The following is a 26,254-nucleotide window of genomic DNA, read 5'->3' as shown; positions in this document are numbered from 1 at the left end:
ATATGCGAATTTACAGCTTAGGGCTTAGCGCGAATAAGGTCTCGAATAACAAAACGTGCAGGATTCAGCTTTTGAATAAGGTATTGGGGGATAGGCGGTGGTGCACCCTCGATGGTGCTGGCGAGTATTTCACTGCATAACGGTGCATAGCTGAGGCCGCGTGAGCCATAGCCAATGTTGACGTAAAGACCTGGGTGGTAGTCGCCGGCTTCATTAATAATTTGGCGCCCATTTTTACTGAGTGAGCCATAGCGACGTTTAATGGCATCGATAACCGGAACTGCACCAGTAATAGGTAAGTAGTCGGGTGTGACACACCGAAAACTGACACGCCCCTCTAAGCTATCAATAGCCGCTTGCGATGATTCATCACCCCACTCGGGTAGTAGCTCAGGCGTCTGTTGCTGGATATGTTCTATATTTTGCTGGTGATCTTGTGCGTTAAGTTGTGTGCTGTTGTTATGTAAGTTAAAGCTCGCACCTAAGCAGTGTATCTTTGTTTGCGATTTATGATGCGTTGCAGGCGCGATATACCCTTTGCCGCACACGATGGTACGTAAGTGCTGTGATACTTCCGTTGCGGGGTAATGGCTAACTTGGCCACGTATTTTTTTTATGGGTAAATGTTGCGTCTGCTCAAACTGAGCCGCGTCATAAGCATTGGCGACAACGACGAGGTCAAAATTGTCGGTGAAGGGTGTGGTACTTTTTTTTCCTTTTACGACCCAGTTTATAGATTTCTTCAATTGATCAATATGCGTATTGGGCGTGATAGTGATATTCGAATGCTGGGTGAGCCATTGGCATAAGAGAGCCGGATTTACCCAGCCTAACTGAGGAAAGTACAGCGCTGGGTAATCAATGCGCGTGTTGGCTACAGTGCTTGCCTCTTGTGCGGATAAATAGCGAACATATTCAGGATTGTTAATAATGTTATCGGTAATCGCTTGATGTGCTTGCTGCATTTTCTCTGAAAGGCTAAGTTGCAAAACACCGCAGGCATCCCCTTGATTAGCACACTGTTTTTGTTGCCAATAGCGAAAATACAATGCTTGCGCATAACGTAAGCTATAGCGATTAATCTCACCAAGCGGATCACATTTCGCGGATAGCTTACCGTATACAACACCTTGAGCATTACCTGAGGCGCCGCTAGCTAGGCGGTCGCTCTTTTCAAAAATAGTGACTTGATAGCCTTTATTTGCCAATGCATAAGCGCTATGACAGCCGGCAAGACCACCGCCAATGACCGCAACACGGTCTGCTTTTTTTGTGGGTTTATAATCTTTTGTAAGCGCCCATGTGGAGAGCGGGTGCACAATACCCGTCTCTTTTTTTCTACTTTGCACTGTAAGAAGCGGATTTTCATTGAGCTTATTGGCTGTGTTATTTGTACTCTTGTTTTGCTCGTCTTCTTGCTGGCTATTGTTTTTATGAGTCGTAAAGCGGCCTATCAACATTTCTCGTTTTTTGCCGAAGCCCGGTGCTTTTGACAGAGAAAAACCTGCTGCACTGAGCCCTCTACGTACGTTGCCTGCTGCTGTAAAAGTGGCTAGGTGTGTCTCGTTATGGCTTAGTTTAGCCATTGTGGCGAAGAGTTTTTCAGTCCACATATCTGGGTTTTTAGCCGGTGCAAAGCCGTCGAGAAACCAAGTGTCAATGCCTTGCCACTGTATAGAGTCAGCATGATAGTCATGTTCAAGACTCTTCGTTGAGCTGGTCGTTGAGCTGGGTAATGTGCGAGCGAGTAGTTGCTCAAGTCCAGTGGCGGCATCGCCAATGAGCAGTGTTAATGTGATTGATTCACTAACAGATAGACGATACATGTCGACGGTTTCACCCGATTGGGTGATGGTATTTTGAGTGATATTGCTGGGGTAAACCTTAAGCAGTGATTCGGTCGCAAAAGATAGCGTTGGCCAGAGTGCGGCTGCCTGAGTAATGACCTTTTTAGTCAGGGGATATTTTTCGGTACTAATAAAATGTAAGTGTGTGTTGGGTTGTGCGGTTTTCCCCCAGAGCTCACAACAGGCTAAAAAATTGAGCCCCGTGCCGAAGCCAGTTTCGCCTATTGTATGAATATCCCCCGTTTGAAGGTGAGAAAAACGTTGTTCAAGTTGGTTATTTTGTAAAAAAACGTAATCGGTTTCGGCAAGCCCATCTTCTTTAGAAAAGTAAATGTCATCAAAGTGTTGTGATATGGGTTGCCCCTCGTCATCCCAATAAATGGTGCGATTAAGTTCGTCCATATTAATTTAGCGGGGTATAACAAAGTGTTGTTTTAATTCATCACACCAGGTGCTAATACGTTGGTCGGTTTGGTCGAACTCATTCTCGTCGTCTAAGGCCAGGCCGACAAAGTGTGTTTTATCTTCGGTGAGCGCTTGCGATTCGGTAAATTCATAACCTTTATTTGGCCAGTATCCAATTATTTTCGCGCCTTGCGACAGTACTTTGTTATGTAAATAACCCATGGCATCTAAAAACCATTCAGGGTAGCCTACTTGATCTCCCAAACCATAAAGTGCAATGGTTTTATTACTAAAGTCAATCGCATCCATGCTATCCCAATGGTCTTCCCAATCTTCTTGTAGTTCACCGTAATCCCATGTTGGAATCCCTAAAATGAGTTGCGTATAGTTGCCCATTTCACTAATTGGTGTGTCGGCAATATTTAATACATCTACACTGTTGTTAGGAAACTGTTGTTGTATTTTTTCTGCAGCCATTTCGGTATAACAGGTTGAGCTACCGTAAAATAAGCCAATAGGTGCGTTGCTCATATTTTTTGCTCGTTAATAAAAATGGAATAATATTGATTGCACCATTATACGTTATAGCATGGGTGCCGGGTCTGAAAATGAATAGGCAATAGGCTTAAACGGAATCTACAAAGCCTTGTTGTCGCCACGCTTCGTAAACAATCACCGAAACAGAATTTGATAAGTTCATACTCCGGCTATTTTTTGTCATTGGAATACGGACTTGTTCGGTCATTATGGGATGGTAGAGCACATTGTCGGGTAAGCCTCTTGTTTCTGGGCCGAATACGACAAAATCATTTTCTTGAAAATCAATATCATGGTAATAGCGTTTGCCTTTAGTACTAATGGCAAAGAGTCGCTGTGGTGTGGCTTTTTCTATAAAAGCATCCCAGTTTTTATAGGTTTGCATATCTTTCCATTCACCGTAGTCCAAACCTGCTCGCCGTAGTTTCTTATCATCCAAATCGAATCCTGTTGGTTCAATAATATGCAATATACAACCTGTGTTGGCGGCTAAACGAATGACATTACCGGTATTTGGCGGTATTTCTGGTTCAAATAATACGATATTACATAAAGGCATGGCGTTACTCGGGATATTCTAGCGGTGCTGAAATCATCTGATCTCGTAGTGGAGGAGAGTATAGACAATTTTACCTCCCCATAGAACCTCAAGATATGGTTGTAGTGAATAGGATGTTTCGACCTTTCTTCTACTTGGAACTTATTTTACTACGTGGTTTTTAGTGCAATTTGGCGGCTTATTTTTGTGTTTTATAGAGTATTTTAGTTTTTTAGCTACACTTTAATTACATGTACTCAATATTAAGAGATAAGCGGGATGTTGGTCCCGATAGTGGGTTGTGTTCTGCATGACCTACTTGGAGGTGAAATATGAATATGATGCGTTCTGACTTTAGTGAATTACAGTTGGATGCCAAGCTGATTGACTCATCGAAAGTAATTGATGGGTATATCTATTTGTCTGATGAGATTGCTCATGAAAAGTTACTAAAAAAGCGAAGAGATAGACGGTTGAATATATTGTTTGTACTGCTTCTGGTTTCTTCTTCAGTGTTTGTGTGGCACTACCAGATATTAGAGCCACTGATTCCTGTGAAGTATGAAAATTTAGAAGCATTTCATCCAGCTCCTGCATTGGGTGAAGTGTTGTCGGATACGGTTGTTGAAACACCGGCGGCTCTGTTACTGACTGGAAATCATAGTGCTTCGACCGACTTTCAGCATGCGGTGCCTGAAGAGATCGCTCGATTTATTGATGCCGAACTGCTGGTGAGCGTTCCTCAAAAGGCAAATGGTAACGTACGCTTGGAGGAAGTGATCCCCGACGTAAACGCTGAGATTAATGTTAATAAAGTACTGGCCTCTGGTAACCGTTTATTTGCACGAGACCGCTTGATGTCGCCACCGGGAGAAAATGCCTTTGTACGCTATGAGCAGGTACTATCGATAGAACCTGGCAATACTGAGGCTTTACAAGGTATTAAGAATATTGTTGATCGTTATGTTTATTTGGCCGAGTCGGTTATTGCAAAAAACGAAAGCTATAAGGTGCCTATTTTAGTAAAAAGCGCCTATCGCGCTGGCGAAAAATATATGGACGTATCGACAATCATTCAACGGTTCTCGACGTATTTATCGGATGATTCACTTTTTTCTGATGAAAGTGACGAGTCACAAAACGCTCATGTGATCGCAGATGATGCCGTTCAATATGATGATCAAGAGATGGCTTATCAACAGCGTGATAGCATCTTTATTGCCGATCAAAAAGTCTCTCAAGCTGCTATAGCGCTTTATGAAACGGGTCAACAGCCTGCGTCAAAACAAATGCTGCAAAACTTCACGCGCCTTTCTGGTTTTTGGGGTGAGTCTAATGATCTATTGCTAAAAATTTATTTGTCGAATCATCAATATGCAAAAGCAGAAAATTTGATTTATGAGAGTAAAGCGCTGGATACACATCAATTTACTGAAAAAGCCGCACGTATTATTATGGCCAGAGGAGACAATCAAGGTGCGCTGAATATGCTATCGGCTCATCGCCCTGACTTTTCTGATAATAAAGCTTATTATTTATTGTTGGCTAGTTTGCAGTACAAAGTTGGTGATTTTGAACAATCCGCTTATTGGTATAAGCAGTTACTCAATGTTGACTACCAAAATCCGCGCCTTTGGTTAGGCTTGGCGGTCTCTCTTGATTCCTTGAATCAAGTGGATGATGCGCTTCAGGCTTTTAGCTATGCTCGCCTTTATGCAGATAGCCAGTCATCTATAGAGCGCTATATTAATGAGCGCCAGTTGGCATTGGTGGAATATTGATATCCACTCTCCTATTAAGTGCAGGCATCTTGTATCATATGCTTTACTACATTGAAGGCTAATACTCGTTAGGTGAGGCTTTCAAATCACTATTTAAAAGAGTAGAGCACTTTGATTGTTCCTGTTGAAAAAATTCCCCTTGATACTCTAGAGGCGTTAATAGAGTCATTTATTACTCGTGAGGGAACAGATTATGGAGAACAAGAAATAGCGCTTGACGAAAAAGTTGTTCAGGTTAAAAAGCAACTACAATTGGGAATTGTACTTATTGTCTATGACGCGGCGAGTGAATCAGTCAATCTGATGACAAAAGCGCAGTACGATGAATGGTTATAACAGCTGAAGTTAGTTAGTGACGAGTTTGTGAATGTTCATGGTCGCCACTGTGAGTACTTGTTTGGCTATCGTGTACGCGTTGAGTTTCTTCACCCACTTTAATCCATTGTTTAAGTAAGTAAGACATAATCTGTTTTCTTTCTTCAAAGCATTCGTTATCTTTATCGTTGAGCCAGCCTTGCCCGATCCCCGTTAACTCTTCAATGATTTGGTTAATTGTATCGACATCTAATTCAAGTGTTACTTCCCCAATATCGTATCGAGATTGGGTATCATAGGGGATTGCTTCGCCTAATTTTGGCGAATGTACACTTAACAACTTATGGGTTAAGAAAAGTGACTGGGAGTCGATACTACTAAAAATACTCACTATGTCTAATTACCGCTCGATTGGTTGAGGTGTTACATGGATATAAATTGCCTCTTTCACCCTATAAGTCTAGTCAATAATGGTAAAATCACGAGTAAATAGATGAAAAAATTCGCTGCACCTACAGAGTGTAATAAGGCTTTATCTCTCGGGTGCAGGTTAGTTATGAAAAACATGAATAATAAAGTTTGATAAATATGACAGAGAAGATACAGCTTGATACGTCGGGGTTGCTATGCCCAGAACCCGTAATGCTTTTACATAAAGCCGTGCGAGCAATGACGGCAGGAGATGTCGTTGAGGTAACTGCTACAGATCCATCAACAGAGCGGGATATCCCTAAGTTTTGTCACTTTCTGGGATACAAATTGCTGTCGAGTGATCAAGAAAAGGGGATATATACCTATATTATCGAAAAGAATAAAGGTTAACTTAACGAGCCCTTATCACCCAAGAAAATGTTATGGGAATAATCATTATTCACCGGGTTCATCTTCTGCAAGCAATGAAATAGCGGCTATTGCCTCAGGGTCTTTAGATTTTATTTTATTGGCGATATGGTGTTGAAAGAAGTATTTAAACTGAGGGTGCTTATTAGCAGAGTATAAGCAGTCGTCGCCTGGTAATACGGGAGTTGAAATCACTTTTTCATGGTCAGCCAGCATACCGTCCATACTGCCGTCGTTGAGCAGTCGCCAGCTAACAATTTCCGATAAAGTAACACTCTGAAAGCCGTCATCGGATAAAATGGCATGTGTGCCAATAGTATCTGGAATTTCTTGAATGATATCCTCAGGGTTATCTGAGTGGTATTCGTAATATTCCGACGCTGTCTCTAACTCAACGACTTTGTGCATAGGGGGTTCGTCGAAAATGTCATCAATGCCCGGATCATAGTAGCCTTCCCACTGTCCATTAAGGGGGTCACATATATCTGTACAGGCAATGAGTTGATTTAGCCATGGTACGAGCCCAACAACTTCACCGCTCGCTCTTAGCCCCCAACAAAGTACTTGTAAGCTAAACAAGCGTCCATCAGAAATATCATTGGAATAGAGCATTTCTAATCCATCTAGCTCAGGCGCAAGTCGAATAAAACGTTGGTCTTTTAGATCGGAAAGTGATTTGCCGCTAAATAAGTCAACGACGTTATCATTTTGAGAAGAGTCATCTGGCGTTTTCATAAGCACCCCTATAAAAACAAAAAAGGTAAGTGAATCGCTTCACTTACCTTTAAATGTATATCTAGATGCTGAAAATTACAACTTAAATAAGCATTAATTAGAAAGATTTAATGATGAAATCAATGCTTATTTACCAATTAATTAAAGAATTTGGCTTAAGAATAGTTGTAAACGATCAGTTTCTGGATGATCAAAGAATTCATTAGGCGTGTTTTCTTCGACAATCTCACCACCATCCATAAAGATAACGCGGTCAGCAACTGTTTTAGCAAAAGCCATTTCATGCGTTACACAAATCATGGTCATGCCTTCTTCTTCTGCTAGTTCAACCATTACATCCAAAACTTCTTTAATCATTTCTGGATCTAGTGCTGACGTTGGCTCATCAAAAAGCATAATTTCTGGTGCCATACAAAGCGATCGAGCAATAGCTACACGCTGTTGCTGTCCACCTGATAATTGGCCTGGGAATTTAAGTGCCTGATCAGGGATTTTAACGCGCTCAAGGTATTTCATAGCCGTTGCTTCGGCTTCTTCCTTAGGCTTTTTCTGCACCCAAATAGGTCCTAGCGTTAAGTTTTCTAAAATAGTTAAATGAGGGAAGAGGTTAAAGTGTTGGAACACCATACCAACTTCACGTCGAATGCTTTCGATGTTTTTAACATCGTCGATCATTTCGATGCCATTAACCACTAGAGAGCCTTGTTGGAATACTTCTAGGCGGTTAATACAACGAATCATCGTTGATTTACCTGAACCAGAAGGACCACACACAACGATACGCTCGCCTTTTTGAACGGTTAGGTTAATATCTTTTAGTACATGGAAGTTACCATACCATTTGTTCATGTCTTTAATGACAATGATATCTTCGCCTTTTTCTTTCTTTGCTTGATTATTTGTAGTCACAAATACACCCTCTATTAAATATTATCGTCTATGGCTAGTTTCTAATTTTCTTTCGATAGAATTACTTATCATCGACATGCTGAAACAGCATACCCAGAAGATAAGCGCCACAAAAACATACCCTTCAGTTGAATGACCGCCCAACCAATTTGAATTAGTTAACGCAGTTTGCGTAGTACTTAGAATTTCAAAAATACCGATGATCAATAAGAATGTTGTATTTTTGAATAACATGATAAATGTTGCCAAGATATTAGGCATAGAAACCTTAATATTTTGCGGCAAGATAATTAACAAGTTTTTCTGCCAATAGCTTAAGCCTAACGAGTCAGCCGCTTCGTATTGTCCTTGGGGAATCGCTTGGAAACCACCACGGAATACTTCAGCCATATAACCTGACATAAATAGAATCAGTACAATCCATACACGAATCAGCTTATCGACATTAGTTCCTTCAGGGAAGAATAATGGCAACATTACCGAGCCCATAAAGAATAGAGCAAGTACAGGTGTACCACGGAAAAACTCGATCAACACAACACAAACTGTACGTGTGAAAGGCATTTCTGAACGTCGGCCGAGTGCCCACAAAAAGCTTAACGGAAACGCAACAATGATACTCGCTGCAGACATAAGCACGTTTAGTGCAAAGCCACCCCAGTAATCAGTATTAACGTACTCTAAGCCTATAAGGCGACCATCTAGAATGATGATCCAGATGAATGGAGAGATTAAGAATAAAGGAATGGCGACTTTATTACGATAATCTTTCGGGAGTGCGGTTGCTGCATAAATGATTGCAATAAGCGAAATAACACATAGGTTAACACGCCACAATTCGCCATCAAGGTAGCTGCCGTACATTAGCTGCTGGAACCATGCGCGAATAAATACCCAGCATGCACCGCCACTGTCACAGGCTGCCTGTGTTGTTCCGGCCCAGTCTGCTGAAAAGAAAAACCAGTCCAGTAAGTCGGGAATCACAGTAATTAAAAACGCGACAACAATGAGAGTACAAATAGCATTAAATGCTGAAGAAAATAAATTTTCTCTTAGCCATGCAGCAGGACCCACCTCCGATGAAGGCGCCGGTCTTGCAGGTTTTGCGATAAATTCTTTCATATCCGTTCAATACCTCAAATATTTATTTTCTTTCAGTCAATGCAACGCCGCCATTGACAAAATTCATGATCACTGACACTAGCATATTGATTGCAAAGTATGCTGCCATGGTCATAAAGACGATCTCAATAGCCTGCCCAGTCTGGTTAAGTGTTGTACCTACAAATACTGTAAATAGGTCAGGGTAACCAATAGCCGTTGCTAGCGTAGAGTTTTTAATAAGGCTTTGATACTCACTATTTAGCAGAGGAACAATAACGCGCATAGCCTGTGGAACGATGATTAAGGACATGATGCGCTTTTCAGGCAGTGCGATACTACGAGCAGCTTCGGTTTGTCCATGAGGCACGGCTTGAATACCTGCGCGCACGGCTTCTGCAATAAAGGCTGCACCATATACTGTCAATGCTAAAGATAATGCCATTAATTCAGGGATTACCGTTACGCCACCTGCAAAGTTAAAGCCTTGGAGTGCGGGGTAATCAAGAGTAAAAGGAAGCCCCATGACTAATGTAGCAATCAAAGGTAAGCCAATAATTAAGCCTAAGCCTGTCATCAATACAGGAAACTGTTCACCGGTTTCATCTTGACGCTTTTTTGCCCAACGCTTGATAATAAATGTTGCGATAACGGCTACTAATAAAGCGATATAAACAATTCCAGAACCTGATTCGCCCACGAGTGCCGGGAAGTAAAGGCCGCGTACGTTTAAGAAAACAGACTCACCAATATTTATGCTATCTCTTGCACTGGGTAATGCTGAAAGTACGGCAAAATACCAGAAGAAAATTTGTAAAAGTAGAGGGATATTACGGAATGTTTGTACATAAGTAATTGAAATCTTATGTATTAACCAGTTTTTAGAAAAGTAAGAAATTCCGACAATAAAACCAAGAATAGTTGATAAAAATATTCCGATGACACTCACTAAAATAGTGTTTAGAAACCCAACTACAAACGTTCGACCATAAGTATAAGTTGCATCATAAGGAACAAGAGACATTAATATATCGAAACCTGCTGTTTCGTATAAAAAGCCATAACCACTTTTAATTCCTAATGCTTCCATATTTGCTATGGTATTGCTCACAATACCGTAGAAAAAATAGACAAGCCCTGCTAACAATAGAAATTGATAGATTAACGAGCGATTTTTAGGATTATTAAAGAAGGAAGGGGAGGTTGTTACAAGTTGTTGATTCGACATAAGTAGTACTTCATAAAATCGTAGTTACAAATAATACAAAGGGGCTAAAAGCCCCTTTGTATTTACCCAATCACGAGAAATTAACGAACTGGTGAAGAATAAAGAATGCCGCCTTTATTCCACTGTGCGTTTAAGCCACGTGCAATTTTAAGTGCTGAACCTGAACCAACATTACGCTCAAAGCTTTCAGAGTAGTTACCTACTTGCTTAACGATGTTGTATGCCCAGTCATCAGAGATACCTAGTTTTTCACCAGCACCACCTTCAGTACCCATTAAGCGTTTTTGCTCAGGAGAACCGCTAGCTTTTGCAGTGTCAGCACCAGCAGAGTCAATGTTCAAGAACTCAGCTTCGATCATAGCCATTAAAGACCAACGAACAACGTTGAACCATGCATTGTCGCCTTGACGAACAACAGGACCTAGTGGCTCTTTAGAAATAACTTCTGGTAGAACTACCGCAGCACTTGGATCTTGTAGACCAATGCGTAGTGCATAAAGTTGTGATTGGTCAGATGTTAATACGTCACAGCGGCCGCTTTCGAAACCGATACGTGTTTGGTCAGAACTATCAAAAGTTACTGCTTTGTAGCTCATGCCATTAGTACGGAAGTAATCTGCTAAGTTCAGCTCAGTAGTTGTACCTGCTTGAATACAAACCGCAGCACCGTCTAGTTCTAGTGCACTGTTAACGCCTAACTTTTTAGATACCATAAAACCTTGACCGTCGTAGTAGTTAACGCCAGCAAAGTTTAGACCTAGAGATGTATCACGAGTGTGAGTCCATGTAGTGTTACGAGACAAAATGTCAATTTCGCCAGACTGAAGTGCAGTAAAGCGCTCTTTAGCAGTTAGTGGCTTGTATTGAACTTTTGAAGCATCACCAAGGACGGCAGCAGCGACAGCGCGACAAACGTCAACGTCTAGACCGCTCCATGCACCTTTTTCATCTTTTTGTGAGAAGCCAGCAAGACCTGTACTTACACCACAAGATAAAGCGCCACGTGCTTTCACATCATCAAGTGTACCTGCTTGTGCACCTAGGGCAACAAGGGCTAGACCACCAGCAACGACTGTTGAAAGTTTCTTCATTAGATTTCTCCTGATTATTAAAGTTATTATTAAAGTTACACAAAAATTGTTAAATAAGACGCATGCGCTCATTTATATAATTGCTATCAGACGAATACGATGTTCGACTGGAAACAGGGATCAAGGATATGTTTCTTAGTACTTTATTCACCATCTTTTTCTTAAACATATCGACAGGTAATAGAGCTTAAAAACTATGCTTTTTTACCTATAATTTATTCGACAAGCTCTCGAATGGTGCGGATCATTATATCCATAACGATCCGTTAGTACATCTAAAAATACGGTTTTTTTGCTTTTTTCTCCGTTTATTTTGCTTTTTTCTCTGTTTATTTTTACTGCATTTTTAGAAATTCGGCTTATTTAGTAGGATTTTGTCAGTATTTTAGGTTTTTTTGTGGTTATAAGTGACGTTTTAATCAAACATTGCATCGTAGGTTTCTTTGTCCATCATGCCATCGGTTTGAGAGCTATCACTGATCTGTATTTTAAAAAACCAGCCATCGCTTTCAGGATTATTGCTGACAATTTCCGCATCATCTACAAGCGCTTCATTAATTGCGATAATTTTTCCGTCACAAGGTGCGAGTACTTCTCCGGCGGCTTTAACCGATTCGATAACGACGATTTCATCGCCCGTATTAACGTCAGTGTCAATTTCAGGGAGTTCAACGTAGACAAGATCGCCCAATTGGGTTGAGGCGTGTTCGGTAATACCTACGGTGGCCACATCCCCTTCAATTTCTAACCATTCATGGTCTTCAGTGTACTTTCTCATTATCTTCACCTTTTTAAGTTAACATTCAACAATATTGACGGGCACTTCTAGTACATTGACTGCTAAGCCGCCTCTAGATGTTTCTTTATATTTATCTCGCATATCTCTCCCTGTGTCGCGCATGGTTTTAATGACCTTGTCTAATGAAACAAAGTGCGAGCCATTGCCTAATAAGGCCATCCGTGATGCGCTAATGGCTTTTATTGACGCCATGGCGTTGCGCTCGATACAGGGGACTTGTACTAGGCCACCGATAGGGTCGCAGGTAAGGCCGAGATTATGTTCCATGCCTATTTCTGCCGCATTCTCAACTTGTTCGGGTGTGCCACCCATTACTTCACAGAGTGCGCCAGCAGCCATTGAGCATGCTGACCCTACTTCTCCTTGGCAGCCCACTTCGGCGCCGCTAATAGAAGCATTCTTTTTATAAAGTGTGCCGATGGCAGCAGCGGTAAGTAGAAACTTAATGATGCCTTCATCGCTGGCGTGTGGTGCAAAGTTTTTATAGTAGTGCATGACGGCAGGAATAATGCCCGCTGCACCATTAGTGGGAGCGGTAACAATACGTCCGCCGGCAGCATTTTCTTCATTAACCGCTAGCGCGTATAACGTTACCCAATCGGTCACCGTCAGAGGGTCACTTAAGCCTTTTGCGGGGTTGCTATTGAGTCGATCGTATAACTCTGGTGCTCGGCGGGGCACTTTTAGACCGCCGGGTAATATGCCTGTTGCCTGACATCCGTTGGTCACGGATTTAGCCATTACATGCCAAATATCCATTAGTTTTGATCTTACTGTGGCTTCATCGGCATGAACACATTCGTTGTGTAGCATGACTTCTGAAATTGAGAGCTTGTGCTCTTTGCAGAGTTCGAGCAGTTCTTTAGCGCTAGAAAACTCAAAATAGTCGGTTGATTTTTGAGCGCCAACAGTGGCATCGTCAGTATCAGATGCCTTATCCATATTCATCGCGTCATCGTCATGTACGAAGCCACCGCCGACGGAGTAATACGTCTTTTCTAATATGACCTCTTTAGCTTCATTAAAGGCTATAAACTGCATGCCGTTTGAGTGAAGTGGGAGGCTTTCTTTGCGGTTGAGAATTAAATCTGTATCGTAATTGAAGAAAATCGTGTGTGTTTTGCTTAACGATAGCTGTTGCTGTTCTTTTATATCGGCTACTCGTTGAGCAATGCTATCCACATCGATCGCTTCAGGTGATTCACCTTCTAAACCCATTAGTACCGCTTTGGGTGTGCCGTGCCCCTTGCCTGTGGCTCCTAAAGAGCCAAACATTTCTGCTTTAACACTGGATACTTGGGTAAGTAAGCCTGTATCTTCGAGAGAGCTTACAAACAATGTTGCTGCTCGCATGGGGCCTACGGTATGAGAGCTCGATGGTCCAATGCCGACAGAGAAAAGATCAAATGTGCTGACAAACATGATCGTATCCTATGATTGATATACAGGGAATTGCTCGCATAGTGCGACTACTTTTTTCTGAACATCAATAATGACATCAGCATCACTGGGGTTCGCTAGTACTTCGCACATCCATAAGGTTAATTGTTTTGCTTGCGCTTCTTTCATGCCGCGTGTGGTAATAGCTGCAGTACCTATGCGTATACCGCTGGTGACAAACGGTGATTGAGGATCGTTTGGCACGGTATTTTTGTTGACGGTAATGTTAGCCGATCCCAACGCTAAATCGGCCTCTTTTCCGGTGAGGCCTTTATCAATAAGGTCTAACAAAAATAAATGATTGTCTGTCCCTTTAGAGACGACGTTGTAACCCTGTTCAATAAAAGTGTCAGCCATCGTTTGAGCATTTTTGATGACTTGTTGTTGGTAGGTAGTAAAGTCGGGCTGTAATGCTTCTAAAAATGCCACTGCTTTAGCTGCAATGACATGCATTAATGGGCCACCCTGAATACCTGGGAATATCATCGAGTCGAATTTTTTAGTAAATTCTGGCTCTCTTTTGGATAAAATTAAGCCACCACGAGGGCCGCGTAGGGTTTTGTGTGTGGTGGTCGTCACTGCATCCGCAAAAGGCACAGGGTTGGGGTAAAGCCCTGCAGCCACGAGACCAGCAACATGTGCCATATCAACTAACAGGTATGCGCCGACCTTATCTGCGATAGTGCGAAATTTGCTCCAGTCCATGGTGCGTGAGTAAGCAGAAAATCCTGCGACAATCATTTTAGGTTGATGTTCTACGGCAAGTGCTTCGATATCATCGTAGTTAAGCTCACCGCTATCCGCATCAATACCATACTGAATGGCGTTATATATTTTGCCGGAGAAGTTGGGTTTTGCACCATGGGTTAAATGCCCCCCATGGTCGAGTGACAAGCCTAAAATAGTATCGCCAGGCTGTAATAGCGCCATATAGACTGCGGCATTCGCCTGTGAACCAGAATGCGGCTGCACATTGGCATAGTCTGCGCCGAAAAGCTGCTTAGCACGATCAATGGCGAGGGCTTCAACCACGTCTACATGCTCACATCCACCATAGTAGCGCTTGTGAGGGTAGCCTTCTGCGTATTTATTGGTGAGTACCGACCCCTGTAATGACATCACTGCTTGACTGGCATAGTTTTCAGAGGCGATCAGTTCAATATGGTGTTCTTGTCGAGTTTCTTCTTTTTCTACGGCGTTAAAGAGTTCTGGGTCAAATGTTTGTAGGGTCGGATTTTGTGAAATCATACGCTTTCTCCAATCTTTAAGGGATTATTGAGGTATTGATACTGAGCGGTGTATGAAAAGCTAATACATACACCACTATTGGTAGGTGATTGTTGTCAGTGCTATTCGTAGGCTGAAAGTGGTAAGCAAGAACACTGTAGGTTTTTATCGCCGTAAGCATTATCTAGTCGTCCTACGGGTGCCCAGTATTTACTGGCTTTTAACGATGACACAGGGTAAGCCGCTTGCGAGCGAGAGTAAGGTTTATTCCATTCGTCGCTCGTGAGTGCTTCTGCGGTGTGCGGTGCATTGCTCAGTACATTGTTGTCTGCAGGCACTTTTCCAGATTCAACCTCGTTAATTTCTTTGCGAATCATTAGCATGGCTTCAATAAAGCGATCAATTTCGGCTTTTGATTCGCTTTCCGTAGGCTCAATCATTAAGGTGCCGGAAACGGGGAACGACATGGTGGGTGCATGAAAGCCATAATCAATAAGGCGTTTTGCTACATCGTCGACACTCACGCCGCAGTTATCTTTAATGGGGCGTAAATCGATAATGCATTCGTGAGCCACTAGGTGATTGCGACCGGTATAAAGTACAGGGTAGGCATCACTTAGCTGCTTAGCGATATAGTTACCACTTAATATGGCCGCTTCGGTTGCTTCTCGTAAACCATCGGCGCCCATCATTTTGATATACATCCAAGTGATCGGCAGAATGCTCGCACTGCCCCAAGCAGCCGATGCAACAGCACCTACGGTAGATTCTTCATTATTGGTGTAGTGGCCGGGTAAGAAAGGTTCTAAGTGTTTTCCAACACCGATAGGTCCAACACCGGGGCCGCCGCCGCCGTGTGGTATACAGAACGTTTTATGCAGATTTAAGTGAGAAACATCGCCGCCAAATTTGCCCGGCTGACAGACTCCCACCATCGCATTGAGGTTGGCACCATCAATATACACTTGGCCACCATGGTCATGAATAATGCCGCAAATTTCTTGAATGGCTTCTTCAAATACTCCGTGTGTCGAAGGGTAGGTGACCATCAGTGCAGCAAGATTGTCGCTACATTCATCGGCTTTTTGTCGTAAATCGTCAATATCCACATTACCTTGTTCATCGCATTTAACCACCACCACACGCATGCCACATAATTGCGCTGATGCTGGGTTGGTGCCGTGTGCTGAACTGGGAATTAAGCAAATATTACGGTGCGCTTCACCACGGCTCGCATGATAAGCCTCAATCGCTAACAGGCCCGCATATTCACCTTGAGATCCTGCATTGGGTTGGAGTGACATCGCATCATAGCCGGTGATTTCGCAGAGCATACGCTCGGTTTCTTCGATCATCGCTTTGTAACCTAATACTTGATCGGCAGGCACAAAGGGGTGAATGTTGGCGAACTCTGGCCAGCTAATCGGCATCATTTCTGCGCTAGCATTCAGTTTCATGGTGCACGAACCGAGAGGTATCATGGCGCGATCTAGCGCAATATCCTTATCAGAAAGTTTGCGTAGATAGCGCATCATTTCTGTCTCAGAGTGATAGGTATTGAACACTGGGTGAGTTAATACGGCATCCTGCCTTGCTAATGCAGAATCAATACCTTCAACTGGTTTTTCGGGTAGGGTGATGGCTTTTTCTGCAAAAATGGCTAGCAATTGTTCAACTTGCGCACTATCGCAGGTTTCATCAAGTGAAATACCTAAGGTGTTCGTGTCGATTTCGCGTAGGTTAATTTCATGGGCTCTAGCTGCGGCATGAATAGCCTCAGTTTTTTCACCCGTAGAAATGGTAAGCGTGTCGAAAAAGTGGGTATTTTCACGTGCAAAACCTAGATCTTCTAATCCACGAGCAAGCTGACCCGTTAAGCGGTGAACACGCGTAGCGATAGCGCGCAGCCCATCGGGGCCATGATAGGCGGCGTACATGCTGGCGATAACGGCAAGTAGAACTTGAGCAGTACAAATGTTACTGGTCGCTTTCTCTCGTCGAATGTGTTGCTCGCGTGTTTGTAATGCTAAACGATAAGCCGGTTTGCCATGGCTATCTTGCGATACGCCCACAAGGCGTCCCGGTAATGAGCGTTTGAAGGCTTCACGTGTTGCCATATAGGCAGCATGTGGGCCACCAAAGCCCAGAGGAACACCAAAGCGTTGTGTGCAGCCAATCGCTACATCAGCACCGGTGTCACCTGGGGATTTTAGTAATAACAGGCTAAGAATATCTGCTGCCATAACAACGAGCGATTTGTTGTCATGTGCTGTTGCAATTAATGGCGCAAAATCACGAATTTCACCGTTGGCACCAGGGTACTGGAGTAACCAGCCAAAATGGTCGTAGCTATCTTGCGCTAATGGGTCGCCAACGACGATTTCAATACCTAAAGGTTTAGCACGCGTTTTGACGACTTCAATTGTCTGTGGAAAACAGTTTTCATCCACAAAAAATGATTGTGCTTTTGATTTAGCCATACGCTTGCATAGCGCCATAGACTCGGCAGCGGCTGTGCCTTCATCTAATAGCGATGAGCTAGATAAGTCCATGCCCGTTAGATCAGTGATCATCGTTTGGAAATTGAGGATACCTTCTAGTCGACCTTGAGAGATTTCAGGTTGATAAGGGGTGTAGGCGGTATACCATGCTGGGTTTTCAAGTAGGTTGCGCTGAATGACATAAGGGGTAAAGCTTGCATAATATCCTTGCCCAATAAGCGATCGGTAGACTTTGTTTTGTTTGGCTAGACCGCGTAGCTCGGCGATTGCGGCTTGTTCGCTAAGGGCATTACCTAATTGCAAAGGAGAGGACGAGTGAATGGCTGCAGGCACTACATTGTTGATGAAGCTCGCCATACTATCGTAGCCTAAGGTGTCCAACATGGCTTTTTGATCTGGCGACTCAAGACCAATATGTCGAGCGCTAAATGGGGTATCGTTAATCATTACTGCTTGTCTCCTTTCATATACGTGTTTACGGCCGTATGACGTATATGTGCTTAATATTAAGTGTTTTAATCGGTGTCTATGTTTATCTGCAATAGTGTTGGGGGCAAACTATCCGCGATAGTAGCGTTGTGCGACAAAAGGCATCTTGCTAACGGTAACGGGTAATTTTTTACCCCGTACTTCAGCGAATACTTCACTACCTAGCGCAGCGTGCGTTTTGTCGATATAAGCGATGGCTATAGGTTTGCTAATCGATGGGCCAAAGCCACCGCTAGTTACGATACCAATGCTATTGCCATCAGCATCGACGAGAGGGGCTCCTTCACGAACGGGCGCTCGTCCATCAATGATGAGGCCTGCACGTTTACGGTCAGAGCCTTTTTCTATAGCCGCAAAAATGTTGTCTGCACCCATAAAGCCGCCAGCTTTGGCGCCGCCGGGGCGTCGAGACTTGCTAATGCTCCACAGTAATGAAGCGTCTATCGGGTTGGTGTCGGTATTCATATCATGGCCATACAAGCATAGCCCTGCTTCTAGGCGTAGCGAGTCTCTTGCGCCTAGCCCAATGGCTTCGACGCAATCAAAACTCAGAAGTAAGCGAGATACCGCATCGGCATGTTCATTTGGAATAGAAATCTCGAAGCCATCTTCACCGGTATAGCCTGACCGCGTGATATAGCATTCAACCGGCGTCTCATTACAGGTAATTGTCACGAAACAACCATGCATAAAGGTAAGCTCGCAAGCTGCGGGTGCTATTACTTCAGCAACATCTTTAGCGCTGGGGCCTTGTAGCGCAACGAGCGCGCGCTCGGTAAGTACATCAATTGTGGCATTCGGTAAATGTTTGCGAAAGTGTGCAATATCTTGTTCTTTACAAGCCGCGTTTACCACAATGAAGAAAGTGTCTTCTGCCCATCGAGTGATAATAAGATCGTCCAAGATGCCGCCATCATCATTAGTTAACAAGGCATAACTTTGTTGATGGATAGCAAGCGCACCTACGTCGATAGGCAATAGTTTTTCTAGCTCGCTGGCAATATTGTCGCCAGATACCTTGAGTTGTCCCATGTGTGATACATCAAAAAGCCCCGCTTCTTTGCGAGTATGCAGATGTTCTGTTTTAACGCCAGCAGGGTACTGTACGGGCATATCGTAGCCCGCAAATGGCACCATCTTTGCGCCCAGTTCATTATGCAATGCATGTAAAGGAGTCACGTGAAGCTCAGTGGGTGTGCCTGAAGAGGTGTCTGACATGATTAAGCCCTTAGTAAATGTGTGATCATTGGCTTATCCTAGCGCTGAATGTAGATATAGTAAAATTAATAGTTATAATGTTCTCATTAATAATATTTATACCTTTTGTTAGCGGCGATTTACGGATTACTCGTATAGCGGCTGTTTATATTTCTCACGCATAGTAAGAGGTTCTGTATGGTCAATGACATTACTAATAGGGAAAGAATAGACCCATGAAAAACATACCGACAGAGTTGTTGAGAACCTACGTGACCGTTGTTGAATTGGGCGGGTTTACACAGGCGGCTGAGTTGCTGGGGCGTACTCAGCCAGCCATTAGTTTGCAGATAAAACGCTTGGAAGCCTTATTAGGTCAAACACTTATTGTGCGCCTAGGACAGCGGGTAGAGCAAAATTATTCAGGTAAAACACTGTATAGCTACGCTAAGCGCATATTGGCGCTTAATGATGAGGCGTTAACACAGTTTATGACAACAGCGGTTAGCGGTAATTTACATTTTGGTGTACCCAGCGAATTTGCGACGACATTACTACCAAAAATCGTTCGTCATTTTTCCGAGTCTTATCCCGATATTAGCCTTGAGGTAACGAGTGCGCTGAGCCAAGAACTGCTTGAGAAGCAGCAAAGCGATGAGCACGAAAACTACGATCTAATTTTGGCCTCACATTACACCCCTATAAAAGGAGGGGAGTTGATTAAAAATGATGATCTAATTTGGTTGTCGAGCGATAACCATGATGTGCATTTACAAGATCCTTTACCTCTTATCGTAGCGCCTGAAGGTTGTCGTTATCGTGAGCGGGCCATCGAAACCTTGAATGCTAACCACCGTGCATGGCGAATTGTTTATACTAATTCAGATATTGGTGGTATTGAGGCAGCGATTAACGAAGGTTTGGGGGTGACAGTGCTGACTAAAAGTACGGCGCCTGAACATCTCCGCCAATTAAGGCCATCAGATAAATTGCCCAAACTCGGTACCATCGGTATTAGTTTGATTACGCAGGGGCAGGGAGCCAATCAGGCAACTCAATATTTAATAGATTATGTAAAAGCCTCCTTATCTTAACGCCATTATAAATGTGATCATGAATACTTCTTCCAATATTTCCGTGGAGCACAATAGCGACGTGCTTATCCGGCTGTTTAACCAAACGTTTTTAACTTCTCACCGAACGCGCTTGGTAGGTGGAGGAGAAGAGCCAGAGTATATTCCAGCGTGCAATGATACGGATGATCATAAAATTATTTTTACTCAAAATTATTTTGCTAGTGCATTACATGAAGTGGCTCATTGGTGTGTTGCAGGAGAGCAGCGTCGACAACAAGTCGATTATGGATATTGGTATACGCCTGATGGCCGAACACCGCAACAACAGCAACAATTTGAAAAAGTTGAAGTGAAACCGCAGGCGATTGAATGGTTGTTTTCTCGATCATGTGGCGCTCGTTTTCGATTAAGTGCAGACAACTTAAATGGTGGTCTAGCAATGAGTGAAAGTTTTAAACAGGCTGTTTGTAGAGAAGCTAAAAAACAATGTGTTGATAATAATGATCGTGTAGCGCTTTTTTCTGCGATTTTAGCTGAACATTTTTCTATGCCAGTGTGTTCGCCTGCTGATTTTTCTCTTGAGGAATTAATATAATAAAAGTATTTGCTAGATTCCGTTTTTCAGCGAAAAAAATGTCCATTTTTTTGTGATGCAGTTCATGTTTTTAATGTTGGCCTTTACTTTTTATAAAGGGTGATTTCATACCCGCTAGTCTTGGGTGTTATTTTACCCGTAGTGACACGTTAAATAACATGTCACTTTTTCTTAATACTTACCTACTCGCATTTTTTATAACGATCCTTTACTATCTCTCTTCTGTGTTTTTTTAGCGAAAACCGTTTAAAGCCAGTGTGGCTAGTCGTCGATGCTTTTGAGATTTTTTGAATCATCAAAAATATTATCTGATAAGTTGGTTAAATACTCTTCTTGGATTTATTGGTATTAAACTTGCTATTGATGTGCTGTTGCAAATGTTTTGCTGATTGTTTAAAAACGTTTACTCGGTAGCTTTTAATAAGTCAGGCGACATTGCTGTCACATATAACAATAACTAAGGCGTAGAAAATGATTTCCCCTTGCCATGAATCAACCCACTCTATCGATCAAGCACCAGCGCTTATTGGTGATGATAATTGTGCGCAAAATGTGCGTACTATTAATAGTCCCGATACCACTTTAGCGTCTGCCAAAAAAAGTGATAGCTGCACGCTCAATGAATCGCTGGCATTGGCGAATATTATTGGTGAATCGTCTGCTATCAAAAAGGTTCGGTTCTTGATTGCGACACACAGTCGTTATGATGCGCCGGTATTGGTGACTGGAGAAACGGGCACTGGTAAAGAGTTGGCCGCAAGGGGGTTGCATTACACGGGTAGTCGTTGTGCTCAAGCCTTTGTTGCAATTAATTGTGCTACGCTGACCGATGATTTGTTCATGAGTGAAATTTTCGGTCATGTTAAAGGTGCATTTACAGATGCCAAGAAAAATAAAAAAGGCTTGCTCGAGGCTGCTGATAAAGGCACCTTGTTTCTTGATGAGATAGATAGCCTATCGTTGAAATCTCAGGCGGCTTTATTGCGTTTTTTACAGGAAAAAGAATATCGCCCTGTTGGTTCGGAGACCACGTATAAAGCAGATGTAAGATTAATTGCGTCTGCAAATTGTGATTTAGAAGCCAAAATTAAACAGGGGTTGTTTCGAGCAGACCTTTACTATCGCCTTTATATTCTTAGTGTGCACATGCCACCACTAAGGCATAGAGAGGCTGATGTTAAAATTTTAGCCGATCATTTTATCGCTCAATTTGATTACCAGTACGGTATTGGCCTAAAAGTGCTATCGCCTGAATTACTATCGTTGTTTGAACAATTGGATTGGCCGGGTAATGTGAGAGAGCTGGAAAATCTTATACATCGTTTGTATTTATGTAGTGCAGGGGCGGTGATTGGTATTGATGATCTTGATGATGGTTTTTCTAAAATTTCTCAGCAACGCCAATATCATATAGATCAATTGCCTGCTTCGAGTGATGTATTTGATTATTCTTCAGAAGCCGACCTTGGTGATATAGGTGATGATGAAGGATATAATTTTTCCAGAGATAAGCGCATCGCAGTTGAACAATTTGAAAAACGCTATGTAGAAAATATTCTGCAAAAAACCCAAGGTAATGTCACATTGGCTGCGCAAATTTGCGGTAAAGAGCGGCGAGCGTTTGGCAAGTTAGTTAAAAAGTACGGCATTAAAAAGTCTATATCTTCTATCTGTGAGGATTAGCGTTAGATTGAGTGGGAATGTTTGTTTTCTGGCATGGCCCATTATTTTTATCCTTTCATTATTTTTTTGTTAGCTCTATTTCGTCACGCCAAGTCTGATTCGCTATCTAACCATTATTCAAAGCACGCCGTGAATACGTCCATGTAGGCTCAACACCCGCATCCATGCAGGTGATGGCTTTGCCTAATGGTTAGAATTCCACTATCGAAAAGTTAACGGGATAGCAGTGATACAGCATAAGTGCTGATGCAATATTTGTTTTTACTCAAGAAGATATTTTTTACATTACCGCAGGCTAATACTGGGTGGGTTAAAAATTAACTGGGTGGGTTTTTCTTGCGATTTTCTTTGTTTTTTCTTTCTGTTTTCTTTCTTTTTTGTGCGTAAGTTTTTGAAATATAAGTGTTTTTAATGTTGGCATTGTCCTTGCTTTTATAGTGCAGGTAGTTGTAATACATGTGTTACAACGAATTAACTACTAACTATAACAATACGGGTGATAGTGTGTCTCAAAGCTATTGTAACGATCAATCGATGTATGTGGCGCGTCTTATTGAAGAATACTTGCGGTCACATCCAGAAGCTATGGATAGCTTCGACGGGATATCAAAGTGGTGGATTACTCGTCAAAAATTGTATGAATCTGCGGATGCAGTCAACAGTGCACTAGGCATGCTTGTTGATAAAGGCGTTATCGAAAAAGTAGAAGACGAATACTATCGGTACGCTCAGCATTAATCTGCCAATTATTTTTATCTTATTTAACAAGAGGAATTAGTTTTGGAAAGTTCACAAAAAAAACTATCTAGGATTCGCTCACCTCGCGTGCATATTACTTACGATGTCGAAATCGGTAATGCGATGCTTCAGCGAGAGTTACCATTGATTGTGGGTATCCTTTCAGATTTGTCTGGTAATCCAAAAGAGGCATTGCCTCCATTTAAAGAACGTCCATTTATAGAAATTGATCGTGATAATTTTGATGAAGTATTAGATGGTTACGCTCCACGTCTTACTCTGAAAGTGGATAATGCATTAACAGAAGATACTGAAGATAAAACCAATATTGAGTTATATTTTCAAACGATAGAAGACTTCTCTCCTTTGCGTATCGTGCAAAGAATACCAGCAACGAATGCGCTTTTTGCATCGAGAAATCTATTGCGAGATTTTCTTGCAAAGCTCGATGGTAATGACGCACTCGATGGTTTGTTGAGTGAAGTTTTAGACAGCGATGATCTTAAAAAAGAGATTGTCGAAGCTTATAAAGATGCAGAAGATATGTCGGCAATTACGCCTACCGACTTTATTAAACGCCTACTCACCGAAGGGCGTATGGCACTGGATGAATCGCAAGAGCCTTATGCGCTATCGTTGATTGGTCAATTTGCGAGTGATATTTTAGCTAATGAAGCAAAAGACGGGGCAGGTGATGCGGCCGATCAAATGAATGACCGCATTGCTGAAATTGATAATTTGCTCACTCGACAAGTCAATATAGTGCTACATGAGCCTAGCTTCCAAAAACTCGAAGCTTCATGGCGTGGTCTGCACTTTTTAGTTATGAATACTGAGACTAGTACACGATTAAAGCTGCGAGTACTCAATGTCACACAAAAAGAATTGCTCAAAGATCTGCAAAAAGCCTCTGAGTTTGATCAAAGCGCGCTCTTCAAAAAGGTCTACGAGGATGAGTTCGGTACTTACGGTGGAGACCCTTATAGCTTCCTAATCGGTGATTATGAATTTGGTCGTCATCCTGAAGATATTGAACTGCTAGAGAAAATTTCTGGTGTAGCAGCTGCGGCACATGCGCCATTTATTTCTTCCGCTTATGCGAAGTTATTTGATTTGCAAGATTACTTCTCGCTATCTCAGCCACGGGATTTATCGAAAATCTTTGAGAGTGCGGAATTAATTAAATGGCGTAGCTTTCGCGACAGCGAAGATTCGCGCTACGTGAGCCTGACATTACCTAAAGTACTGTTACGTCTACCTTTCGGTCCTGAAACCGTTGTTGTTGATGGTTTTGATTTTACTGAAGAAGTGGATGGTACCGATGCTTCTCGTTATTTATGGGGTAACCCTGCCTTTATTCTTGGTCAGCGTATTACCAATGCCTTTGCTAAGTTTGGCTGGTTGGCTGCGATTCGCGGCGTTGAAGGCGGTGGCTTGGTTGAAGGTTTGCCTGCTCATACGTTTAAGACGGCCGCAGGTGATATTAAGTTAACCTGTCCCACACAAGTCGCGATTACTGATCGACGTGAAAAAGAACTTAACGATCTTGGTTTTATGGCGATTTTACACTGTAAGGGTAGTGATAAAGCGGCGTTCTTTGGTGGTCAAACAACGAATCAGCCCAAAAAATATAACACCGACGAAGCCAATGCCAATGCAAGAACATCAGCCATGCTGCCGTATGTACTCAATGCATCACGTTTTGCGCATTATATTAAAGTCATTATGCGCGACAAGATTGGTTCTTTCTTAACAAAAGACAATGTCGCTGATTACTTGAATACGTGGATTGCCAGTTATGTACTGATTGATGATGCTGCTGCGAATGAAATTAAAGCGCGTTATCCATTGAGGGAAGCACGTATTGATGTTGCCGATGTTCCGGGTAAACCGGGCTCCTATAAGGCGGTGGTGTTTCTTAAGCCCCATTTTCAATTAGAAGAGTTAACCACGTCTATTCGTTTGGTTGCCGATATTCCGGGCTAGTGCTTCACGTAATAAGTGAAATTAATTTGAACATTTTTTGGAGATCATCATGGATCTAATATTACTTGAACTTGGCGATGCCGCATTGACCTCAGCTAAAGGTAATGATGCTGGCGCGGGTGGCTCGCTTATTGATGGCGAAGCAGCCGACAACTGGGTAGGCATTACCGATAACCCGGGACAGCTTGGCTTCGATGCAACAAAGTGTGTAGAGCTTGTCTCTATCAACCAAGGTATTCAGCAGCAGGTGACTACCGATGTGAGTAACAGTGCACGTACATCTGGGCGACCCGTTGTATCCGACTTTACTTGTGTTAAATATGTCGATGTGAGTTCGCCTAAATTGTATGAATACTGTTTACGCGCAAAGTTACTCGATGCTGAAGGTTCTCCGTGCCGTATTCATGTGTTACGTAATTCTGGTGACCGTTTAAACTTATTGATGCAATTTGAATTGACGCAAGTGCTGATTAGTGAAATTCAATTTCAGTCGCATCCTAATGATATGGCGACAGAGCAATTTAAACTGAACTTCACTGAAATTTCTTGGGTACATTGTCTTCAAGGCCCGGGTTTACAAAACAAAGGTCATGTGGCAACTGGTTGGAGCATTGCTCGCAACCGTCCAATTGCTCCGGGCTCATATACGATGTAGTTTTTACCGACATAATTATTTTGTGTCGGTATCGATGCTGAATCAAGTTCAACATGACGGGTTTCTTTTTTAAACGAATCGTTGCCCGTCATGCCAAACGTTGCATTGCTATAAAAAAATATACGTCATGCCGGACTTGATCCGGCATCTATAAAAACTGAAAACTATGGTTGCTAAAACACTGTTTGAAAAACTAGATGCTTCTTGCGAGTCATACTCCTTAGAACAGTCTGTCCGCGATCAAGTGCAACGCATCATTTCAACGCGAACATATCTTGGAAGTAAGCCGGTGCTAGATTCGTGGGTAACCGGCTTTGGCGTGCCAGAGGTGGTTGGTGAATATAGTCATGCAGGAGATGAGCACGCGCAGTATCAAGAAGTATTACGAAAGAAAATACTGGAATTTGAACCTCGTTTAGTCGATGTGCAAGTTAAAAATATCACTAGTTATAGTGATAGAGCCAATTGCCGTTTGCTCCTAAAGCTCGAAGATATTGAACTAGAAGAGCAGTTTTTCTTTTAAGTAAGCCCTAAGTTAAGT

General features: G+C 42.6%; 24 protein-coding genes. 10 read left to right on the top strand and 14 right to left on the bottom strand.

Annotated features, from left to right (window positions below; translation table 11 throughout):
* Positions 1-17: 17 nt before the first annotated feature.
* The 3 genes from mnmC1 to trmL all read right to left on the bottom strand — a co-directional run bounded on the left by mnmC1 (position 18) and on the right by trmL (position 3,348).
* Complete coding sequence (gene mnmC1, locus ACZ5O6_RS08085) at positions 18-2,249, bottom strand: FAD-dependent 5-carboxymethylaminomethyl-2-thiouridine(34) oxidoreductase MnmC1 (protein ID WP_447092777.1); 2,232 nt, start codon at positions 2,247-2,249, stop codon at positions 18-20.
* Between the two features lie 6 nt (positions 2,250-2,255).
* Positions 2,256-2,783 carry a flavodoxin FldB gene (fldB, locus tag ACZ5O6_RS08080; RefSeq protein WP_447092778.1) on the bottom strand — a complete coding sequence of 176 codons (528 nt, stop codon included), beginning with the start codon at positions 2,781-2,783 and terminating at the stop codon, positions 2,256-2,258.
* Positions 2,784-2,877: 94 nt separating this feature from the next.
* Positions 2,878-3,348, bottom strand: a complete 471-nt coding sequence (trmL, locus tag ACZ5O6_RS08075) for a tRNA (uridine(34)/cytosine(34)/5-carboxymethylaminomethyluridine(34)-2'-O)-methyltransferase TrmL (RefSeq protein WP_447092779.1) — start codon at positions 3,346-3,348, stop codon at positions 2,878-2,880.
* 311 nt (positions 3,349-3,659) lie between these two features.
* On the opposite strand from trmL, the gene ACZ5O6_RS08070 reads away from it, so the two are divergent.
* Together ACZ5O6_RS08070 and ACZ5O6_RS08065 are read left to right on the top strand one after the other, a co-directional pair.
* The gene (locus ACZ5O6_RS08070) at positions 3,660-5,108 is read left to right on the top strand and encodes a tetratricopeptide repeat protein (RefSeq protein ID WP_447092780.1); all 1,449 of its coding nucleotides are present in this window, start codon (positions 3,660-3,662) and stop codon (positions 5,106-5,108) included.
* A gap of 111 nt (positions 5,109-5,219) precedes the next feature.
* Positions 5,220-5,444, top strand: a complete 225-nt coding sequence (locus ACZ5O6_RS08065) for a YheU family protein (protein WP_447092781.1) — start codon at positions 5,220-5,222, stop codon at positions 5,442-5,444.
* A gap of 13 nt (positions 5,445-5,457) precedes the next feature.
* Here the strand turns inward: ACZ5O6_RS08065 and ACZ5O6_RS08060 are convergent, their stop codons facing one another.
* Entirely contained in the window at positions 5,458-5,814 is a 357-nt protein-coding gene (locus ACZ5O6_RS08060; RefSeq protein ID WP_447092782.1) for a hypothetical protein, read from the bottom strand.
* 197 nt (positions 5,815-6,011) lie between these two features.
* Between ACZ5O6_RS08060 and tusA the strand changes: the two genes are divergently transcribed.
* Positions 6,012-6,245 (top strand): sulfurtransferase TusA, encoded by a 234-nt coding sequence (gene tusA, locus ACZ5O6_RS08055; protein WP_447092783.1) that lies wholly within the window; start codon positions 6,012-6,014, stop codon positions 6,243-6,245.
* A gap of 45 nt (positions 6,246-6,290) precedes the next feature.
* On the opposite strand, the gene ACZ5O6_RS08050 is transcribed toward tusA, so the two are convergent.
* The 10 genes from ACZ5O6_RS08050 to gcvT form a co-directional block, all read right to left on the bottom strand.
* The gene (locus ACZ5O6_RS08050; RefSeq protein WP_447092784.1) at positions 6,291-6,998 is read right to left on the bottom strand and encodes a hypothetical protein; all 708 of its coding nucleotides are present in this window, start codon (positions 6,996-6,998) and stop codon (positions 6,291-6,293) included.
* Between the two features lie 141 nt (positions 6,999-7,139).
* Complete coding sequence (locus ACZ5O6_RS08045) at positions 7,140-7,907, bottom strand: amino acid ABC transporter ATP-binding protein (RefSeq protein ID WP_447092785.1); 768 nt, start codon at positions 7,905-7,907, stop codon at positions 7,140-7,142.
* Between the two features lie 21 nt (positions 7,908-7,928).
* Positions 7,929-9,029, bottom strand: coding sequence for an amino acid ABC transporter permease (locus ACZ5O6_RS08040; protein WP_447092786.1), 1,101 nt, complete (start codon positions 9,027-9,029; stop codon positions 7,929-7,931).
* Between the two features lie 22 nt (positions 9,030-9,051).
* The gene (locus ACZ5O6_RS08035) at positions 9,052-10,236 is read right to left on the bottom strand and encodes an amino acid ABC transporter permease (RefSeq protein ID WP_447092787.1); all 1,185 of its coding nucleotides are present in this window, start codon (positions 10,234-10,236) and stop codon (positions 9,052-9,054) included.
* 80 nt (positions 10,237-10,316) lie between these two features.
* On the bottom strand, positions 10,317-11,327 hold the full coding sequence (locus ACZ5O6_RS08030; protein WP_464283499.1) for an amino acid ABC transporter substrate-binding protein: 1,011 nt from the start codon (positions 11,325-11,327) through the stop codon (positions 10,317-10,319).
* Positions 11,328-11,742: 415 nt separating this feature from the next.
* Positions 11,743-12,105, bottom strand: coding sequence for a glycine cleavage system protein GcvH (gcvH, locus tag ACZ5O6_RS08025; RefSeq protein ID WP_447092789.1), 363 nt, complete (start codon positions 12,103-12,105; stop codon positions 11,743-11,745).
* An 18-nt stretch (positions 12,106-12,123) separates the two neighbouring features.
* On the bottom strand, positions 12,124-13,548 hold the full coding sequence (locus ACZ5O6_RS08020) for an L-serine ammonia-lyase (protein ID WP_447092790.1): 1,425 nt from the start codon (positions 13,546-13,548) through the stop codon (positions 12,124-12,126).
* Between the two features lie 9 nt (positions 13,549-13,557).
* Positions 13,558-14,814 carry a serine hydroxymethyltransferase gene (glyA, locus tag ACZ5O6_RS08015; RefSeq protein ID WP_447092791.1) on the bottom strand — a complete coding sequence of 419 codons (1,257 nt, stop codon included), beginning with the start codon at positions 14,812-14,814 and terminating at the stop codon, positions 13,558-13,560.
* Between the two features lie 101 nt (positions 14,815-14,915).
* The gene (gene gcvP, locus ACZ5O6_RS08010; protein ID WP_447092792.1) at positions 14,916-17,741 is read right to left on the bottom strand and encodes an aminomethyl-transferring glycine dehydrogenase; all 2,826 of its coding nucleotides are present in this window, start codon (positions 17,739-17,741) and stop codon (positions 14,916-14,918) included.
* 111 nt (positions 17,742-17,852) lie between these two features.
* Positions 17,853-19,001, bottom strand: a complete 1,149-nt coding sequence (gene gcvT, locus ACZ5O6_RS08005; RefSeq protein ID WP_447092793.1) for a glycine cleavage system aminomethyltransferase GcvT — start codon at positions 18,999-19,001, stop codon at positions 17,853-17,855.
* A 215-nt stretch (positions 19,002-19,216) separates the two neighbouring features.
* Here gcvT and ACZ5O6_RS08000 point away from each other — a divergent pair, with 215 nt between their 5' ends.
* The 7 genes from ACZ5O6_RS08000 to ACZ5O6_RS07970 all read left to right on the top strand — a co-directional run bounded on the left by ACZ5O6_RS08000 (position 19,217) and on the right by ACZ5O6_RS07970 (position 26,236).
* Positions 19,217-20,074, top strand: a complete 858-nt coding sequence (locus tag ACZ5O6_RS08000; protein WP_447092794.1) for a LysR substrate-binding domain-containing protein — start codon at positions 19,217-19,219, stop codon at positions 20,072-20,074.
* Positions 20,075-20,093: 19 nt separating this feature from the next.
* Positions 20,094-20,651 (top strand): elongation factor P hydroxylase, encoded by a 558-nt coding sequence (locus tag ACZ5O6_RS07995; RefSeq protein ID WP_447092795.1) that lies wholly within the window; start codon positions 20,094-20,096, stop codon positions 20,649-20,651.
* Positions 20,652-21,122: 471 nt separating this feature from the next.
* Positions 21,123-22,334 carry a sigma-54 interaction domain-containing protein gene (locus tag ACZ5O6_RS07990; RefSeq protein ID WP_447092796.1) on the top strand — a complete coding sequence of 404 codons (1,212 nt, stop codon included), beginning with the start codon at positions 21,123-21,125 and terminating at the stop codon, positions 22,332-22,334.
* A gap of 456 nt (positions 22,335-22,790) precedes the next feature.
* A complete protein-coding gene (locus tag ACZ5O6_RS07985) occupies positions 22,791-23,072 on the top strand; it encodes a hypothetical protein (protein WP_464283498.1) in 282 nt (93 codons plus the stop codon).
* 42 nt (positions 23,073-23,114) lie between these two features.
* Positions 23,115-25,058, top strand: coding sequence for a type VI secretion system contractile sheath large subunit (gene tssC, locus ACZ5O6_RS07980; protein WP_447092798.1), 1,944 nt, complete (start codon positions 23,115-23,117; stop codon positions 25,056-25,058).
* A 49-nt stretch (positions 25,059-25,107) separates the two neighbouring features.
* On the top strand, positions 25,108-25,713 hold the full coding sequence (locus tag ACZ5O6_RS07975; RefSeq protein WP_447092799.1) for an Hcp family type VI secretion system effector: 606 nt from the start codon (positions 25,108-25,110) through the stop codon (positions 25,711-25,713).
* A 166-nt stretch (positions 25,714-25,879) separates the two neighbouring features.
* Complete coding sequence (locus ACZ5O6_RS07970; protein WP_447092800.1) at positions 25,880-26,236, top strand: GPW/gp25 family protein; 357 nt, start codon at positions 25,880-25,882, stop codon at positions 26,234-26,236.
* The last annotated feature ends 18 nt before the right edge of the window (positions 26,237-26,254 follow it).

Source organism: Eionea flava, assembly GCF_055393785.1.
Note: the sequence above shows the minus strand (reverse complement) of the source record. Positions and strands in the feature narration are given on the sequence as shown.

Excerpts from the sequence above, each read along its gene's own strand:
- mnmC1 (WP_447092777.1), bottom strand. The coding sequence starts at position 2,249 with ATGGACGAACTTAATCGCACCATTTATTGGGATGACGAGGGGCAACCC.
- fldB (WP_447092778.1), bottom strand. The coding sequence starts at position 2,783 with ATGAGCAACGCACCTATTGGCTTATTTTACGGTAGCTCAACCTGTTAT.
- trmL (WP_447092779.1), bottom strand. The coding sequence starts at position 3,348 with ATGCCTTTATGTAATATCGTATTATTTGAACCAGAAATACCGCCAAAT.
- ACZ5O6_RS08070 (WP_447092780.1), top strand. The coding sequence starts at position 3,660 with ATGAATATGATGCGTTCTGACTTTAGTGAATTACAGTTGGATGCCAAG.
- tusA (WP_447092783.1), top strand. The coding sequence starts at position 6,012 with ATGACAGAGAAGATACAGCTTGATACGTCGGGGTTGCTATGCCCAGAA.
- ACZ5O6_RS08050 (WP_447092784.1), bottom strand. The coding sequence starts at position 6,998 with ATGAAAACGCCAGATGACTCTTCTCAAAATGATAACGTCGTTGACTTA.
- ACZ5O6_RS08040 (WP_447092786.1), bottom strand. The coding sequence starts at position 9,029 with ATGAAAGAATTTATCGCAAAACCTGCAAGACCGGCGCCTTCATCGGAG.
- ACZ5O6_RS08035 (WP_447092787.1), bottom strand. The coding sequence starts at position 10,236 with ATGTCGAATCAACAACTTGTAACAACCTCCCCTTCCTTCTTTAATAAT.
- ACZ5O6_RS08030 (WP_464283499.1), bottom strand. The coding sequence starts at position 11,327 with ATGAAGAAACTTTCAACAGTCGTTGCTGGTGGTCTAGCCCTTGTTGCC.
- gcvH (WP_447092789.1), bottom strand. The coding sequence starts at position 12,105 with ATGAGAAAGTACACTGAAGACCATGAATGGTTAGAAATTGAAGGGGAT.
- ACZ5O6_RS08020 (WP_447092790.1), bottom strand. The coding sequence starts at position 13,548 with ATGTTTGTCAGCACATTTGATCTTTTCTCTGTCGGCATTGGACCATCG.
- glyA (WP_447092791.1), bottom strand. The coding sequence starts at position 14,814 with ATGATTTCACAAAATCCGACCCTACAAACATTTGACCCAGAACTCTTT.
- gcvP (WP_447092792.1), bottom strand. The coding sequence starts at position 17,741 with ATGATTAACGATACCCCATTTAGCGCTCGACATATTGGTCTTGAGTCG.
- gcvT (WP_447092793.1), bottom strand. The coding sequence starts at position 19,001 with ATGTCAGACACCTCTTCAGGCACACCCACTGAGCTTCACGTGACTCCT.
- ACZ5O6_RS08000 (WP_447092794.1), top strand. The coding sequence starts at position 19,217 with ATGAAAAACATACCGACAGAGTTGTTGAGAACCTACGTGACCGTTGTT.
- ACZ5O6_RS07995 (WP_447092795.1), top strand. The coding sequence starts at position 20,094 with ATGAATACTTCTTCCAATATTTCCGTGGAGCACAATAGCGACGTGCTT.
- ACZ5O6_RS07990 (WP_447092796.1), top strand. The coding sequence starts at position 21,123 with ATGATTTCCCCTTGCCATGAATCAACCCACTCTATCGATCAAGCACCA.
- ACZ5O6_RS07985 (WP_464283498.1), top strand. The coding sequence starts at position 22,791 with ATGTGTTACAACGAATTAACTACTAACTATAACAATACGGGTGATAGT.
- ACZ5O6_RS07975 (WP_447092799.1), top strand. The coding sequence starts at position 25,108 with ATGGATCTAATATTACTTGAACTTGGCGATGCCGCATTGACCTCAGCT.
- ACZ5O6_RS07970 (WP_447092800.1), top strand. The coding sequence starts at position 25,880 with ATGGTTGCTAAAACACTGTTTGAAAAACTAGATGCTTCTTGCGAGTCA.